This is a genomic window from Marinobacter shunpengi (assembly GCF_045449715.1).
GTDB lineage: Bacteria > Pseudomonadota > Gammaproteobacteria > Pseudomonadales > Oleiphilaceae > Marinobacter.
This window is the reverse complement of the sequence record NZ_JBJJLA010000017.1, coordinates 302,849-319,877: the sequence shown is the minus strand read 5'-3', so window position 1 is coordinate 319,877 and position 17,029 is coordinate 302,849. Positions and strand designations below refer to the sequence as shown.

Sequence of the window (17,029 nt, the reverse complement as noted above, 5' to 3'; positions counted from 1 at the left end):
AGCTGCACCATTTTAGTGCGCTCGCACCAATAAACAGCCATACTCTGTTCCGACAGGGGGCGTTTCCAATTCCCAATAGCAACAGTCCGTTCCCGTCCGCACCAGGCTACAGCGGACAGAGAGCGGTCTGGCAGCAGTGCTGCCCGCAAATGGCGCATCACCGAAAGAAATCGCGACGCGATCTCAATTCTGGATCGGTTTTTGCAGCAGCCAGGCCATCAACCGAGGGAGATTCATGTCAGCCGTTACGGAATACAAGAGCATACTCGACAGCCTGACCACCGCCGTGATCGTTGTGGACAAGAACCTGCGAATCGACTACCTGAATCCCGCCGCCGAGAGCATGCTGGAGACCAGCCTCTCCCGGGTTCACCGCGTCCGGCTGGCTGGCCTTCTGCTCGAGACCAACCAGACTCTGGATACCCTCCAGGCCGCTGCGGAAACCGGTCAGACCTACACCCGCCGTGAGGCGGAATTCCTGCTGGCCGCCGGCAACCGGTTGACCGTGGACTACTCGGTGACCAGCTTTGGCGCAGATGGCAGCCGCCTGCTGCTGGAAATCCAGCCCCGGGACCGCCTGCTGCGCATCAGCCGGGAAGAGGACCTGCTGACCCAGCAGGAGACTACCCGCATCCTGGTCCGGGGCATGGCCCACGAGATCAAGAATCCCCTCGGAGGCATCCGGGGTGCCGCGCAACTGCTGGACCGGGAACTGTCCGACGACAGCCAGAAGGAGTACACACAGGTCATTATTGACGAGGCGGACCGGCTTCGCGGCCTGGTGGATCGCATGTTGGGCCCCAACCGGGCACTGAAGTTAGCCGCCACCAACGTCCACGAGGTCCTGGAGCGGGTGCGCACGCTGCTGGAGGCGGAAAGCCGGGGCCGGCTCAACTTCCGCCGCGACTACGATGTCAGCCTGCCGGAATTCCCCGGCGACAAGGAACAGCTTATCCAGGCCTTTCTGAACATCGCCCGCAATGCCATGGAGGCCGCCTTTGAGTACCGTGACGGGCCCTGTAGCGCCGAGCCTCCCACCATTACCTTCCGCACCCGGGTACTGCGCCAGTTCACCATTGGCCAGAAGCGCCATCGACTGGTGTGCCGGGTGGATATTATCGACAACGGGCCGGGTATCCCCCCGGACCTGTTACAGAACATCTTCTATCCCATGATCAGCGGTCGCGCCAATGGCACCGGCCTGGGGCTGTCCATCACCCAGAGCATTATCGGACAGCACCACGGCCTGGTGGAGTGTGAGAGCGAGCCGGGCTCGACCGACTTTATTATCTTTCTGCCGCTGGAGGAGACCACGCGATGAGTCAACCGGCAAACGTCTGGATCATTGATGATGACCGCAGCATACGATGGGTGCTGGAACGTGCCCTGACCCAGGCCGGCATGGAGCCCCGGGTGTTCGAGAACGGCGACAATGTCATGATGCGCCTGGAACACGAGGAGCCGGATGCCATCATCAGCGACATCCGCATGCCAGGTATCGACGGCATTGCCCTGCTCTCCCGGGTGGTGGAGGATCACCCGGATGTGCCGGTGATCATCATGACCGCCCATTCCGACCTGGAGAGTGCCGTCACCAGTTACCAGAGCGGCGCCTTCGAATACCTGCCCAAGCCGTTTGACGTGGACGACGCCGTGGCCCTGGTCAAGCGCGCCGTGGCCCACAGCCATGAACGCCGGGCCAGTGCTGAACCCAGCACCGAGTCACCCCACCGCAACGCCGAGATCATCGGCGAGGCACCGGCCATGCAGGAGGTCTTCCGGGCCATCGGCCGGCTGTCCCACTCCAATATCACGGTACTGATCAACGGCGAAAGCGGTACCGGCAAGGAACTGGTGGCCCAGGCCCTGCACAACCACAGCCCCCGGGCCAGCCATCCGTTCATTGCCCTGAACATGGCCGCCATCCCCAAGGACCTGATTGAATCGGAACTTTTCGGCCACGAGAAGGGTGCCTTCACCGGCGCCGGCGCGGCCCGCCAGGGTCGATTCGAGCAGGCCAACGGCGGCACCCTGTTCCTGGATGAGATCGGGGATATGCCGGCAGATACCCAGACCCGCCTGCTGCGGGTGCTGGCGGATGGCGAGTTCTACCGGGTGGGCGGCACGACCCCCATCAAGGTGGATGTGCGTATCATCGCCGCAACGCATCAGGATCTGGAAAAACTGGTGGATGCCGGTAACTTCCGGGAAGACCTCTTCCACCGCCTCAACGTCATCCGAGTGCACCTGCCCAAACTGGCGGAGCGCCGGGAGGACATTCCCCGCCTGATGCAGCACTTCCTGAAGCGGGCGGCCAAGGAACTGGCGGTGGAACCCAAGGTATTGCGCCCTGAGTCGGAGGAATACCTCACCACCCTGCCCTGGCCGGGTAACGTGCGCCAGCTTGAGAACACCTGCCGCTGGCTGACCGTGATGGCCAGCGGCCGCGAGGTCCATATCGACGACCTGCCGCCGGAACTGATGCAGCAGGCGGAAGCCCCGGCCACCGGCCAGACCTGGCAGGAAGGCCTGCGCAACTGGGCCGAGCAGGAGCTGCGCCGGGGCAAGAAGGGCATCCTGGATACGGCGGTACCGGAGTTCGAGAAGATCATGATCGAGACCGCCCTGAAGCAGACCGGCGGTCGACGGCGGGATGCGTCCATCCTGCTGGGCTGGGGGCGCAATACCCTGACGCGGAAGATCAACGAATTGGGCATGGATCATGAGGAGGTGGAGGAGCACTGAGCGCTTCCACCTTCCTCATACCAGACGTCTAGTTCTCGACTTCGCGCCAGTAGATGATGCGGTCGCTGCCTCGGTAGACGCCGAAGGTGGCTAGACCGGAGGGATCCTCAAGCACACCATCGTCATCGTAGTCCCCGGTTAGCCATATCGGCACGGGAAAGGTCACCCGGACGTCCCCCCGGTTCCCTTCGCCAGGGGCCGTCAGGACTATCTCACTGCCAGTTGCCGGAGCTCCCGCCACTAAGGTGTCAGACGCGGCTATTACCGATGTACTGCCTCCGCTCAATCCGGATTGGTCCAGGACGACATCGTCGGTACTGTACGCCCAGCAACTGTCCGACGTGTTCTGCACAAAGCCCTCTTCGGTGTAATAGTCCACCCGGAAGGGCATCACAAGGTCTGACGTTTCGGGACCATAGACGTTTTCCAGCTGCAACCTGCCGTACCTCATCTCAAAATCGAAATCCGGCTCAATGGCAATGGGCAACTGGGGCGATGATACGTTGTCGGCGTCTTCCAGCCGGGTCAACTCGATGCGGTAGTCAGGCGTAAAGGGAGCCACACGGGTTTGTGGTGTTTTGTCATAGGTTATCTCATCAGATGACGAGAATCGGTATTCCAGCCGCCCCGGCCCTACGACCGGCAGGGTTGGCGTATCCAGGTTGGCAGTGACCGGGAACAGATCTCCGAGGGCATCCACTGCCGACAGGTCGGTATCACCGGGAGTCCTGGACACACCGCCGATAGACAGCCGCTGGAAGCTGCCTATCGTGTAATTCTGCGTCAGGCCACCGTTGGCGTTCAACGCTTCCAGTATCAGCAGTGGCTCCGTACCAGACCGCCAACTGAGGGCCTGACCGGTGTAGGCAAAGGCCGTGGAGACCGCGCAATAAGATTCAACTTCCCCATGTTCCGCAACGGTTACACCGAACCGGGCCGGAATGAAACGCCCAACGTGACTGATGGCGTTCCCTGTCACATCGTCGGAGCCGAGATAGCTGGCGCTGGACAGCGTCGGCGTCATACGGATGATGCCAACCTCCGGCCACTCAAACCAACCGCAGGCCGTTCCGCCAGGGGCTGAAGCCCCGCTGCAACCTTCCCCGAACGGGCCAAACGCTCCGGTCAAGGGGGGCGCACTGCCACCGCTTGGCGCGACCAGAGACGCATCAACGGACACGGATTCAGTAGGTGTTTCCCGGCCGAAATTCGGCGTGACATTACCACTGGCGTTGATGGCAGACACACCAACCTCAAACTCCTCGCCTGCGGCAACGAACACATTGTCATCCTGTACCGCTGTCGCTCCTGGATTGCCAGGAATATCCAACTCAAAATGATCCGGTCTGGCCACAAACGCCCCATCCCCCACCATGATCAGACCGGCGTCCTCTCCAGAGCCGTCATACCGGGCGTTAAGACGGACACGACCGACATCGGGGTAGCGTATGTCGACGGTGGCAACGCCGTCTCCATCAAAACTCAGCGATGTTGTCGCTCCCGCCGATGAGGGCATTGGATTGCCCTCGAGAAACAGGCTCCTGGTGCCTGAGGATGGATTCACATAGGTGGACCAGAGCGCTACCGGCTTGGTTTCGTTATCAAAGCCGGGCACACACTTTTCGGACGTGTCGTCCTTGCGAACGGCGGCGATACGTGCAGGGACCTCGGTATCGGCAATATGATCGGGTATCGATATATCGAAACCCGAGTCGACGAAGATGAGATCACATTGGTCGGCCGCCAGAACGCCGCTACCGTCATCACACAGGGTCTGCGAGAAGGCAACAGTCCCCGGGTCCGATTCAGGCACGCCCAGTGTCACCGTTCCCGGGGTGGTAATTGCCAGCGAGCGGGTGGCGACACCATCCGTGATGGTGAACGTATCACCACCCAACCAGCCGGAGGGTGCCAGGGTCACCTCGACCGGATCGGGAAAGGTCTCACTGCAGTCATCATTCTTACAGGCACGGATGACAATCTCTTCCGGACGGCAGGTCAGTGCAGTACCGCTGTGCTCAATCTCGAAGTGATCCACACGCGCCTGCACCTCACCCGTTTTTTCAGCGCAGATCTGAAGGTTGTCCAGTTCGTGGATGTTGGTTGATCCGCCCGTGGACGCTGTCAGCGACAGCAGGAGATTCTCCGGAATGTCGGGCTGGCTGCTGAGTGTTTCCTGGACCACCGTCTGGAACCGGTTGCCAGTGCCCCGACCATTCCTCTCGACGGTTATCACCGGTACCTGTCCGCCCCTGGAATCAATCGTTATCCGATAGCGGTACGGATTACTGTCATTGTTGGAATCAATACCGGGGGACAACTCTCCCGAGTCTGCAATGTAGGCATAGTCCGGCGCGGCGCCACGCAGGGCAACCGAGTCCTGGGTCCGGTCATTGTTGCCACCCACCCGGCCTTCGCTGTCGTGGGAAAAATTGCCGTACTCATCCAGGCCGACACCCAGCCAGCCTCCGGCAAACCCGCCACTGCCATCAGGCTCCTGCGCATAGCCGAGGGAACCACCATAGCCCCCCGCCTGTGGGGTGACAGCAGCATCGGAAAACACCACCGCCAGCCCATCGGCACCTGAGCCACCATAGGCGTAGTAATCAAACTCAACCTGAATGAGATTGTCTGCACCAGGGAACAGTCCCTGGTAGCTTGCAGCCGTCGCCTGATCTCCTACGTTCTGGGTCATGCGCAGGCGTCCATTGACGACCTGGGGCGTGAAAGAGCCCCGGGACACCGAGGTAGCCCAGTCTTCGGACAGGCTGCCAGTACTGAACTCGTCGTTCATGCAAATCAGGGGCTCAGGGCTGTCGCAGTCCCGAGTGTCAAGGGCCAGGTCACGGAGCTCATCCTCGTCCAACCAGTCGTCGTGAATCCGCACCTCGTCCAGTGTGCCGTCAAGGAAATTAACCGGTGAGCCAGAGCCATAGCGGACACCACCAAGAACCAACCGGCCATCGAGCGGCTTGGCAGTGTGATAGTCATCGTCGAACAGGTAATACATGGCTTCGTCTTCTTCATCAAGAAGATTGCCATTCGCATCTCTCAGGGCAACCCGGGCACTGCCGGAAACCGAGTATATCGGGCGTACCTGTGCCTCGAAAAAATACCAGCGGTTGGCCGCCATGGGTTCACTATCAAGCGAAACGGTCTCCCCTCCCCCATATCGATTCCACAGGGTCAACTGCAATGTGCCATTATCCACGGTCACGTTATATTCCTGTGACGCACCGCCTTCGCCCTTGTGTACCAGTGTCTGAGTGCCACTGGTCGAGTTCAGCTTCACCCAGCCACTGATCGTCATATCCCGATCGCCGAGCTGCGGTGAAAGCTCCGGGGCATCGGGAACATCCACATAGTGCTGGGCATCGGTGTATACACCATCCTCGACGAAACCCTGCCCCCGGAAGCGCCCCCCACGGCAAACCTTGGCGTCTTCAGTATCAGGCAGGGAGTTACTGCCACCCGCCGTACGGGCCGTGCCGTTATTACCATTTCCGCTGCTGTCGATCACCTCGCCACTGGTGCCGGTCCACCCGGATTCGTCCATCTGCCAGTGGGCGGCGGGATCCTGGGCCCATGCCCTACCAGGGAAGCAGGCAACAGCCAGCAACAACACCAGGAAGACACGGACCACCGCAACCGGCGATTCCTCGACACGATAAGCCGTCATCTGACCAGCACCTCAACCGTTCGCTTAGCGCGGTCAGGCCCGTCGTCACCACAGATACCGGTGCTACTGACCCGAACCCATACCACAGATGTTGTCGCCCCATCCTCACTACTAACTTCCTCAGATTCCACCTGAATATCCGCCCGACAGTCAGAAAGGCCGGCGACACCAAACTCGATTGGAGGACTACTGTTTATGTTTTTAACCTGCACCTGACTCCACACCTCGCCGGCATTTTCGGTGTTCGGAAGAATCCTGGCGAGAGTCAGCTGTGCTCCACTTTCCGCAGCAAAAAAAGCGCGCTGGGACTGAATTTGCAGGCTTACGGACCGGCTGCCGCTATCCTGCAAATCGGCCATGGTCAACACAATCAGAGACAGCACGGTAATGATAAACAGGGCGATGGGTAGCCCTGCTCCCCGCTGGCTTACCACAAACTTACTGACAGTCTTGGCATCAGGGAACATTTCTGACCTGCAGGGTTTGGGAGAAAGAAAGCGGCTCTCCGGAATCAGGGTCAATCACAAAACTGAAATGGATAAGGCTATTGTTTCGGATAGTCGGAGTCTCTGATTCGAAAAAACGGCCAGTCTCCGATGGGCCTATACTTGTGACCAGGACCTGTTCACCACTGTCGACGGTTGAACATCCATCACCAAGATCACTCAACGTTTGCCGGTAGAGCCTGCCTCCTGACCAGGAAAACCGGACCGGGGCTTCAACGTAATAGAGCCTTGATTCCGGAGACGTCATGGATGGATCAGTGACATCATCGATCGGGTTGACACCTCCGGAGGGGGAGGCAATGACAGCCGTCAGGCCACTGACTTCGTTAACTGGCTCGTAGCCTGCTCCCGACTCTTTCGGTTTGTATATTCCCCCGGCCACCGCGGGCAGGAAACTGATGCAGTTGCCGGAGCTATTGACGTTGACGGAACCGGGTACAGCTCCCCTGAGTTCGCGAGTCAGGCGCTCGGAAACCACCACGCCTTTGAGGGCCCGTTTCTGGCGCTCGCTGACATCGAGGGCTCCCCTCATCGACAGGGCGACAAACTGGACGGAGATAGTGGCTACGATGCCCAGCAGGATAATAACCATGACCAACTCGATCAGGGTGAAGCCACGGGAACGGACCATCAGAAATTCCCCCGGTAGGCACTAAAAACGTATCTTGTGCCAGATGGGGCTGTAACAGTGATATCAACGCGTTTGGCAAGCTCTGCGTCTACGCCTATGCCGGTATCGTTTCCGGCGCAGCTGATATTGACGGAAACCTCGAACCCCGGGTAGCCATTGTCATCCGGGTTCAGGTTCCCACCAGGGATGGTATTGCAATCCACGTCATCCCCTGAGACGGCACCTCCTCCAAGCGGAGTCTGTTCATCGTAATAACGGGCCGCCACCTCATCGTAGTAGAGCTGGGCCAGGGCAACCGCCCGTGTCTGATTGAGAGGATCCGCGCTACGGCCAGCAATGAGAGAGAAGGCTCCAACAACGCCTCCGATGGCGACACTGATAATAACGATAGTCATCACCAGCTCCACCAGTGTGGCCCCCTGCTGGAAAAGCCTGATACGTGGAAGGCGGCTCATGGGCATTTCCCCCGGTAGAGTGCACCAAGAGCGTTCAGGCATACCAGGAAGTTGCTCTCGCCCGAGATCTGGAGCTCAACAGATTGACCGGCTATAGGTCCGCTGAGATTTCCAAGCTGGTCGAAGGGAATCTCCAGTCCGTCAGCACTGCCCCAGGAGGATGCAGAACCATCGTCGGAAATCAATCGATAGTTCACCTCCGCGCCATAATGTTCAATAGAGGATTCAGAACCCGCGGCGGACAGATCGAGAGAGTCCCCCGACACGGAAATGGCCAGTTTCGGGTTGGGATTACCCGCCAGCGCTGCCTGCTGGGCAAGCAGCGTGGCAGATTCCAGTTGCTGGGTGGCCAGCAAGGGGGAGAACGAGGAGCTTCGGGCGAATAGGCCTATTCCCAGCGCTGACAGAACACCAATCAGGATAATGACCATGACCAGTTCTACCAGCGTGAAGCCTTCCATATCCGGGACACGCTGAAGCTCCATCACCCTACCCTCGCCTTTACTTCACTTTTTCACCCAGCCTGGACTTCCACAAAGCCAATGAACCGGTGGTGATTTCGTTATGGCGTCGGTACGTTGCATGTTGACGAACCATCCATTGTTCCCAGTTCACTGACCGTGGAGGGACTATTGCTTCCATCAGATTCTGTAAAGTTGAAGCATGGTTTCCCACTTTCATCGGCTGTAGTAATGAAGGCTGTCGACGGGTCGGCGGTGGCATCCACTGTTACGACGAAATCCTCCAACTGAGCAGCATCTTCCACTGAGCTTGCAGCCAGATAACCGTTTACAAGATTTACGGTGGTGCCCTCCAATTCAACCGATCCAGTGCTTCCGGTGTCATCCGTTGCGAGCGCCTTAGAACGAACAATCCCCATGGCAGACTTTACGCTACCCCGGGCTCCTTCTACGGTGGCTCGTTCCGCATCCCCACCCAAATCCGCAAACCGCGGCAAAGCAAAGGCCGCGAGGATGCCCAGAATCACAATCACCATGACCAGTTCGATCAGGGTGAAGCCTTTTTCTTTCTTAGAGGCGATTGCATTAATAGCTGTCATGGTATTACTCCGGTTTTTCAGTGACTGATCTAAGTTTTCAGTTTTTGGTTATGGACTAATCGTTGTGACGATTTCGCCGTTGTCGGCGTTGTAAGTAATGGTGCTGCCCTCGCCGTCAAGCTGGTACGTGTAGGTACAAATGGTGGTTCCCGCTGACGCTGAATAATCGGTATCCGTACCCGTGCTTACTGTCGGCGCATTCGATTGTAAAAGCGCATTCCACACTTCCACACACCGGTCGTTGGTCATCGTTGTGCTGTTGGCGTCAGATCCCGCACTGATGGGCCAACCGTCATCACTGACGTCGACATCGTCATCACCGAAGCCAACCACATCCGTAGTGGCAGTCGTTGTTCCATTGGCGACCCACTGCGCTTTGACCAAGGCAACCCCCGCACTCAGGGCCCCCGCCGTCCCCTGAATACTGGATGCATGGGCCTGCTCAGAAAGCGATGTAAATCTCGGCAAGGCAAATGCCGCCAGGATCGCCAGAATGGCGATAACCACCACCAGCTCTATAAGGGTGAAACCCCTCTCCTGTTTTTTAAAGCTCATCTGTCGGCCCTCTTTGTTGCGACATTTCAATAATTGTCTCATGCATGCACTTTAGTGCGTTCTAGTCAGTTTCGCTTACCTGATCGCTGTCAATCTCTACCAGCTTGAGACCAATGACCCGTTTTCCCGTGTTTTTACCGTTTTTTGCAGTTCCGGCGTAATCCAGCCGGACCTGCCAGATAAATCGCCCCCCTGGCTCCCTGCGCCGCCCCTCCACCACCAGTGACTGTGCCGGCTGGTAGACGAGCCAGCGACGTTCAGTGTCGAAGCACCACCCCCTGTCATCCGGTGCCAATGCCGTACAGCGTTGCTGGGGCCACGGCTCGTCCTTGTCCTGCTGCAACAGGGACAGCGGATTCAGCCCCTCCAGCGATGCCAGGGTCTCGTCCCTGACCAGCGCGGCCTCTGCGCCCCTGACCACCAGGGCGCTACGCATCTGGTTCAGCATCAGTCTGACCGATTGCCGCTCTGCCCTTGCCGTGGTTTCTTCCAGGGCGTCGAGCAAGAACCAGACCGCCACGCCCAGCACCGTTAGTGCCACCAGCCACCGGAAGCGGCGGCGGTTGTCGGCCATGACCCGGCCCTCGGCACCCAACTGTGGCTACCCCCGCCCCATGGCGGCCGCCCCCAGGTCCCAGATGGGCAGGAACACCCCCAGGGCCAGGATCAGGACCAGCACCCCCATGGCGACAATCAATATGGGCTCGATGGATTCCGCCAGACGCTTGAGTCCGAAATCCACATCCTCATCGTAGAAATCCGCCACGTTGTTCAGCATCTCGTCCACGGCACCGGTCTCCTCCCCCACGGCAATCATCTGCAGGATCAGCGGGGTGAACATGCCACTGTTACGGGCGGTACGAAGCAGACTCTCCCCCCGTTCAATGCCCTGTCTCATGTCCCGGATATGGGTAGCGATCCAGGCATTGTCGGTGGCGTCCGACACCACCGTCAGGGCATGGGTAACGGGCATACCCGCTGCCAGCATCGTGGCGAAGTTCCGGGAAAAGCGGCTCAGGGTGATCAGTTCCAACAGCGGCCCGATAATGGGAAGCTTGAGTTTGTACCGGTCCCAGGTCAGCCGGCCCTGTTCGGTCTGCTTCCATTGCCTTACCAGCAGCCCGATGACAGCGACGACAAACAGCAGGACATACCAGTAGCCGATCAGGAAATTGGAGGTGCCCACAAGCACCTGGGTCAGGAACGGCAGGTCCGCCCCCAGCTTGTTGAACACGGCTGCGAATTTGGGAATCACCAGGAAGTTCACCACCATCAGGGCGGCCAACAGCGCCACCACAACAAACATCGGGTAACGCATGGCCTGCTTGAGCCGGCGTCTGGTGTCCCGCTCCAGTTCGAGGATGTTGGACAGCCGCTTGAAGGCATCGTCCAGCATCCCGGTGTTCTCACCCACATGGATCATGGCGATGAACAGGTCGGAAAAGACCGACGGGTGGGCCTGCATGGCCGTGGCCATGTTGGCGCCGCCTTCCAGCCGATCAGTGACGTCATCCAGGGTCTCCGACAGCACCGGCGAACGGGTGGTTTCCGCCAGTCCGCGCATGGTACGGATCAGGGGAATGCCGGCACGGGTCAGGGCATGCATCTGGCGGCAGAACACTATCAACTCGTCCAGGGTGATGCGGCGGCGGAACAGGGGGATCCGCTCCAGATGCTCCGACAGGGAGGTGCTCTCCTGCTGTTCTTCAATGGCCAGGGGCGTAATACCACGGCGCATCAGCTCGCCAGCGGCGGCATCCGGGGTTGGTGCCGTCAGGCTGCCCTGCTGCACAGAGCCGGAACTGTCCTTGCCCCGGTAACGAAACAGCATCACTGCCCCTCCGTCTTATCGACGGCATCCTGTACCGCCTTTTCAGCCACGATGACATCACTATCCTCCAGAGAGACGTCGGCTTCGGAGGTGGCCGCCACCCGGGCCACCTCGGCCAGGCTGGTGATACCGCGCAGTGCGTAGTCCATGGCACACAGCCCCAGCGGGCGGTACAACCGGCTTGCCCTGGCGGCCCGGGTAAACCCGGATACGTCCTGTCGGCGCAAGGCATCCAGCATGGCTTCGTTCATCTCCAGCATCTCGTAGACACCGATACGGCCCTTGTAGCCGGTGTTACTGCACTGGTAGCAGCCACGGCCATGGACAAAACCCGCCTCCAGGTCCAGCGGGTCCAGGTCGAACGTATCCAGCCAGACCCGCTCCTGGTCCGTGGGTTGGTAGGGTTCGCGGCAGTTGTCACAGACCTTGCGCACCAGTCGCTGGGCCACCACCCCAAGCAGCGAGCTGGCAACCAGGAACGGCTTGGCCCCCATGTCGATCAGGCGCATGGCACTGGAGATGGAGTCGTTGGTGTGCAGGGTGGACAGGACCAGGTGACCGGTCATGGCCGCCCGCAGACCGATTTCCACGGTCTCGTGGTCCCGCATCTCGCCCACAAGGATCACGTCCGGGTCCTGGCGCAGGGCGGAGCGCAACACATTGGCAAACTCAAGGCCAATACGGGGGTTCACCTGTACCTGGGTAATCCTGGGCAGACGGTACTCCACCGGATCCTCGGCGGTGATGATCTTTACTTCCGGGCGGTTCAGTTCAGTCAATGCGCCATACAGCGTGGTGGTCTTACCGCTACCGGTGGGGCCTGTCACCAGGATCATGCCATGGGGCTTGTGGATCATGCGGCGAAAGTTGGTCAGGAGGTGTTCCGGCATACCGGTGGCGTTCAGGTCCAGGATGCCACTGCTCTGGTCCAGCAGACGCATGACCACCGACTCGCCGTACTGCACCGGCATGGTGGACACCCGCACATCGATACTCCGCCCCTTCACCCGAACGTTGAAGCGGCCATCCTGGGGCAGCCGCTTCTCGGAGATGTTGAGGCCGGCCATCAGCTTGAGGCGCAGGACGAGGGCGGCATTGACCCGCTTCTCCTTCATCACCTGTTCCTGCAGGACACCGTCCACCCGCTGGCGGATGCGGACCACGGTTTCGTCAGGCTCGATATGGATATCGGAACTGCGGGCCTGCACGGCGTCCTCAAACAGGGTCTTGAGCAGCTTGACGACCGGGGCTTCCTCGCTCTCGGATTCCGCCGACAGGTCCGCCAGGTCGAAAGCGTCGTCACCCAGCTCGTCTTCCAGTTCCTCAGCCAGGGAGGCGATTTCCTCGGTGCGCCGATAGACCAGGTCCAGGGTGTTAAGCAGTTCGCTCTCCCGCACCACCGCCTGCTTGACCGGCTGGCGCAGCACCCGCACCAGCTCGTCGTAGGCAAAGATATCCAGCGGATCGGCCATGCCCACCAGCAGCTCACCCCCCTGCTCCGCCAGCACAATGGAGCGGAACCGCCGCGCCTGGGCTTCCGGCAGTCTTTTTACCAGGCTCTGGTCGAACTGGTAGTTACGCAGTTGGACGAAAGGCACCTCCAACTGGCGGGACAGGATATTGAGCAGGCTGTCCTCGTCCACGTAGCCCAGGTCGATCAGCGTACGCCCCAGCTTGCGCCCGGTGCTCTTCTGTTCCTTCAGGGCGGTCTGGAGTTGCTGGTCGGTGATGACCTCGTTCTGGACCAGCAGGTCACCAATCCGGATCTTGCGTCTCGGCTCGGCCATGCTATCCGGCTCCCAATGTCTGAAGACGCTGACGCACGTAATCCGCCAGCGATGGCGCCAACCCCGGCAGGGCGACAGCCTGTCGGTACGCACGGCGGGCGGCGGGGACGTCACCGCGCCCCTCCAGCGCAATAGCCAGGCCCACCCACCAGGGGGCCCGGCTGTTATCCCAGGCGATCAGCTCCGCCCAGTGATTGGCGGCCTGGTTGCTTTGGCCCTGCTGCTGCAACAGGGTGGCCAGGGTTACCCGGTATTCCACATTGTCCGCTACCGACGGCACGCCGGATTGCAGGGTCGTCACGGCCTGGTCCAGGTCGCCATCGGCCAGTATCGCCCGGGCCCGGATCAGCCTGAGGGTAGGATTCCGGGCCGCCAGGTCTTCCGGCACCCAGGACAGCGCCCGCTGGGTATCGCCACGGGCCAGCACACTCCGGGCAAACGCATAGCGGCTTTGGGGCGCGACCTGCGTGTCGGTGATATTGGCAAGGATGGATTCGGCGGCATTCAGGTCCCCTCCGGCCACCAGGGCCCTGATCTCCTTGCTGGCGGACAGGTCCCGCTGTGCCGGTGTCTGCCGGGTCTGCTTGATGTCCGCGCTTGCCGTTACCGGTTCTGAGCTCATCTCATTCGCTGCCTGGCTGACCACAGGCTCCCGTGGCCCGCTGGCGGTGACTTCGGGGGTTCGGGCAACCGCCTCTTTTGCTGGTGCCTGTTCCGTCGCCGGCTCGACATCCGGTTCCTGCTTCCCGGCGGTTTTTGGCTCCGCCGCGGAATCCTCCATGGATTCCGTGGACCGGTCTTCCCGATCAGCGACCGGAACCAGTGGCTTCGGCTCCCACGCTACCGGCGCACCGATATCCTCCTCCAGACCCGAAACCATGACCGCTGTCCCACCGGTTGCCCGGTCCGGTTGACCGGACGCGTCCGGCGTGGCCGCTGCCGATTCCGACGGTGGTTGTACCGGTGATATGGACGCCGTTCCCGCCGGCACAGCCTGATCCAGGGACGCGCCCCTGGCTTCCCCGGCGGAAGGAATGTTGGGGACCGTCGCAAACTGCCAGCCGGCATAACCAACCAGGCCCACGATTACCGTCAAACCGATACCACCGAGGATACTACGGGCCCAGGAGCGACGGGGCTGGGTACCGTTCGCCTGGCCAATATAGGCGGACGGCGCCGGCTTTGCCTGGCGCTGCTCGGCGGCTTTGAGGGCATCGTTCAGCAGACTCATATCCACCTCGCCAGCAGGCCCGGTTGACGGGCGCTTTCGGTATCCCTGACGGCACTGAGGACGTGTCCGCGCTCCACCTGCCGGTCCCCCCTTCCCCAGGCGGCGAGCATGGCCTTGTGGGCCAGCACGTTGACCAGCCGGGGAATGCCGCCGGAGGCGCGGGTGATCACTTTCAGGGCGCCGGGGCGGAACACTTCGGCACCGTTGTAACCGGCCAGGGCAAGGCGATGGCGCAGATACTGGGCCACCGACTCCCGGTCCAGCGGTTCCAGGCGGTAGTGGAAGGTAATGCGCTGCTTGAGCTGCCTCAGGCTGTCCCGGCTAAGCAACACGTCCAGTTCGGGTTGGCCGAACAGAACCACCTGCAGGAGACGGGTACTCTCGGTCTCCAGATTGGTCAGCAGCCTCAGGGCCTCAATGGTGGCTTCGGGCATGGCCTGAGCCTCGTCGATGACCAGCACCGCCGGCGTCTGATCAACGGCCAGCGCAATCAGGCGTTCATTCAGGGACTTCAGCACCTGGTGGGTGTTGGCTCCGGGCTGGATCCGGGCACCCAGCTCCTCGGCCACGGCCTCGTAAAGGGCCTCGGGCGCCAGGTGCGGGTTGGGGATATAGGCGGTACTGGCTTCACCCTCAAGCTCGTTCAGCAACAGCCGGCACAATAGGGTCTTGCCGGTGCCCACCTCACCAGTGATCTTGATGAAACCCTCGCGCTGGCGCAGGGCCACCACCAGCAGCTCCAGCGCATCACCATGGCTGGGTGCCCGCAGGAAGTAGCGGGTGTTGGGCGTCAATGCGAACGGTGCTTCCTGCAGTCCGAAGTGGGTTTCGTACATATCAGCGCGGCCCGCCCTCCGGTTCGGGCTTCGGCGATTCGGACGACTGCAACAGCTCCTGCAGAACCTGCATTCGCTCGCGGCTGGCGGAGATATCGGCGCTCATGGTGTCGGCACCGACCACGATCGGGCGGATCAGGATCACCAGCTCACTCTTGCGGGACTGGAAGTTACGCTGGCGGAAGGCCTCACCCAGAAACGGAATCTCGCTGAAGAATGGCACGGCGGCGTTGTCGTCCTCGCTGATGTTCTGGATCAGGCCGCCGATCACCACAATCTGGCCGCTTTCCGCGCGGATAACACTGTCGGTCTCGCGCACGGTGCTCAGCGCCAGGGGCAGCGTCACGTCCTGGTCGCCAATGGTGATGACCTTGTTCTGGTCATTGACCTCACTCACCGAGGGGTGCACATGCAGGGTGACGGAATCGTCTTCGGAAATCTGGGGCGTCACATCCAGGGAGATACCCGAAAAGAACGGTGTCAGTTCCACCGAGGTAGTGACCCGGTCAGTGGCCGTCACGGAATCGTTCTCGTCGAAATCGATATCGGTGACGAAGAACTCATCGGTCCCCACCTTGATCACCGCCTTCTGGTTGTTCACCGTAGCGATGCGCGGGCTGGACAGGGTCTGCACATTGCCCTGTTCACCCAGTAACTGGATCAGGCCGCTGAAATCGCCGGCCCGGATAGTGGCTGAAAACAGCCCACCGATATCCGACGGACGAATGCTCTGGCCACCCAGTGACTGGGCGGTAAAATAATCCTGCCGACCGGCGGAGCTCTGCACGTCAGACCAGTTGATACCCTGTTGGTAACCTTCATTGAGGGCCACCTCAAGCACCTTGGCCTCCAGTACCACCTGGCGCTGCATGATCAGCTCGGTGCGCTCCAGGTAGTCCCGGACCTGACGCAGGGTCTCACCATTGGCCCGTACCATCACCAGGCCGGCGCCGGGATTGGTGATCACCTGATGGTTATCGGCCGAGCCGACAATCATGGTCAGCGACTCCTTCAGGTCACTCCAGAAATCCGATTCGGTTTCCGTGGAAATTCGGGTACCAACCAGATTACGGGAGCTGCCGGCGTTGCGTTCCGCCCGGTTGCCGCCGCCGTCAAAATCGTCATTGCTGCGGGCACTACTGACCTGACCGGAACTGACCCGGGTCTCGGAACCACCGCTGCGTTTGACGCTCAGGTAGTTGATGGGAAACAGCCGGGTCTGTACCCGATCCGTATCCACCTGGAACAGGCGGCCCTTGCGTTGGATCGACAGGGCATAGACGTCCCCGGCGATGTCCATGACTTCAGGCACGGTCACATCCGTCAACCGCAGGTCGATGGAGGCACTGACCCCAGGGTGCACCACCACGTTGTAGCCGGTGCCTTCCACCAGCGCCTGGAAAAAGCTCCTGGCCTCCACATCACGGGCGTTGACGTCAAACCGCTGCTCCGTCTCCTGCGCTTGCTCCAACGGCGGCAACAGCGCGGCACCAACGTCTTCCGGCATGGCCGGTGTTTCGGCCTGACGGGCTTTTTCTTCCTCTTCCCGGACCTGCTGTTCCGCCTCTTCCAGGGTCTCGTCGATGGCACGGGCGGATTCCGTGGACGTCGCCTGCCCGGTTCGCATCAGCGGATTGCTGGCACAGGCCGTCAATGTCAACGCCAGTATTGCCAGGGTACCGTGTCTTGTCAGTGTCATAGCCACTCGCTGTC

The 17,029-nt window shown here is 60.7% G+C and carries 15 protein-coding genes; 2 read left to right on the top strand and 13 right to left on the bottom strand.

The window, feature by feature from the left end; all coding sequences use genetic code 11:
• Positions 1-235: 235 nt before the first annotated feature.
• Both glnL and ntrC read left to right on the top strand, forming a co-directional pair.
• Positions 236-1,321, top strand: coding sequence for a nitrogen regulation protein NR(II) (glnL, locus tag ACJO3T_RS12050; protein ID WP_406963853.1), 1,086 nt, complete (start codon positions 236-238; stop codon positions 1,319-1,321).
• Positions 1,318-2,745: a nitrogen regulation protein NR(I) gene (ntrC, locus tag ACJO3T_RS12045; RefSeq protein WP_406963852.1), complete on the top strand. Its 1,428-nt coding sequence runs from the start codon at positions 1,318-1,320 to the stop codon at positions 2,743-2,745. The genes glnL and ntrC overlap by 4 nt, the downstream gene beginning before the upstream one ends.
• A 28-nt stretch (positions 2,746-2,773) precedes the next feature.
• Here ntrC and ACJO3T_RS12040 read toward each other — a convergent pair whose 3' ends face one another.
• From ACJO3T_RS12040 to mshL, 13 genes are all read right to left on the bottom strand, one after another.
• Entirely contained in the window at positions 2,774-6,424 is a 3,651-nt protein-coding gene (locus tag ACJO3T_RS12040) for a DUF6701 domain-containing protein (RefSeq protein ID WP_406978597.1), read from the bottom strand.
• The gene (locus tag ACJO3T_RS12035) at positions 6,421-6,891 is read right to left on the bottom strand and encodes a pilus assembly PilX family protein (protein WP_406978596.1); all 471 of its coding nucleotides are present in this window, start codon (positions 6,889-6,891) and stop codon (positions 6,421-6,423) included. The genes ACJO3T_RS12040 and ACJO3T_RS12035 overlap by 4 nt, the downstream gene beginning before the upstream one ends.
• The gene (locus ACJO3T_RS12030) at positions 6,881-7,561 is read right to left on the bottom strand and encodes a PulJ/GspJ family protein (RefSeq protein WP_406978595.1); all 681 of its coding nucleotides are present in this window, start codon (positions 7,559-7,561) and stop codon (positions 6,881-6,883) included. Before ACJO3T_RS12030 ends, ACJO3T_RS12035 begins: the two co-directional genes overlap by 11 nt.
• Positions 7,561-8,016: a type IV pilus modification PilV family protein gene (locus ACJO3T_RS12025; protein WP_406978594.1), complete on the bottom strand. Its 456-nt coding sequence runs from the start codon at positions 8,014-8,016 to the stop codon at positions 7,561-7,563. The genes ACJO3T_RS12030 and ACJO3T_RS12025 overlap by 1 nt, the downstream gene beginning before the upstream one ends.
• Entirely contained in the window at positions 8,013-8,501 is a 489-nt protein-coding gene (locus tag ACJO3T_RS12020; protein WP_406978593.1) for a pilus assembly FimT family protein, read from the bottom strand. The genes ACJO3T_RS12025 and ACJO3T_RS12020 overlap by 4 nt, the downstream gene beginning before the upstream one ends.
• Before the next feature lie 77 nt (positions 8,502-8,578).
• Positions 8,579-9,076, bottom strand: a complete 498-nt coding sequence (locus tag ACJO3T_RS12015; RefSeq protein WP_406978592.1) for a type II secretion system protein — start codon at positions 9,074-9,076, stop codon at positions 8,579-8,581.
• Between the two features lie 48 nt (positions 9,077-9,124).
• Positions 9,125-9,631 carry a prepilin-type N-terminal cleavage/methylation domain-containing protein gene (locus tag ACJO3T_RS12010; RefSeq protein WP_406978591.1) on the bottom strand — a complete coding sequence of 169 codons (507 nt, stop codon included), beginning with the start codon at positions 9,629-9,631 and terminating at the stop codon, positions 9,125-9,127.
• A 61-nt stretch (positions 9,632-9,692) separates the two neighbouring features.
• Positions 9,693-10,205, bottom strand: a complete 513-nt coding sequence (locus ACJO3T_RS12005) for a hypothetical protein (protein WP_406963844.1) — start codon at positions 10,203-10,205, stop codon at positions 9,693-9,695.
• Positions 10,206-10,232: 27 nt separating this feature from the next.
• A complete protein-coding gene (locus ACJO3T_RS12000) occupies positions 10,233-11,462 on the bottom strand; it encodes a type II secretion system F family protein (RefSeq protein ID WP_406963843.1) in 1,230 nt (409 codons plus the stop codon).
• Entirely contained in the window at positions 11,462-13,249 is a 1,788-nt protein-coding gene (locus tag ACJO3T_RS11995; protein ID WP_406963842.1) for a GspE/PulE family protein, read from the bottom strand. Before ACJO3T_RS11995 ends, ACJO3T_RS12000 begins: the two co-directional genes overlap by 1 nt.
• Position 13,250: 1 nt before the next feature.
• Positions 13,251-14,480: a tetratricopeptide repeat protein gene (locus tag ACJO3T_RS11990; protein WP_406978590.1), complete on the bottom strand. Its 1,230-nt coding sequence runs from the start codon at positions 14,478-14,480 to the stop codon at positions 13,251-13,253.
• Entirely contained in the window at positions 14,477-15,316 is an 840-nt protein-coding gene (locus ACJO3T_RS11985; RefSeq protein ID WP_406978589.1) for an ExeA family protein, read from the bottom strand. Before ACJO3T_RS11985 ends, ACJO3T_RS11990 begins: the two co-directional genes overlap by 4 nt.
• 1 nt (position 15,317) lies before the next feature.
• Entirely contained in the window at positions 15,318-17,015 is a 1,698-nt protein-coding gene (mshL, locus tag ACJO3T_RS11980) for a pilus (MSHA type) biogenesis protein MshL (protein ID WP_406978588.1), read from the bottom strand.
• Positions 17,016-17,029 lie beyond the last annotated feature (14 nt).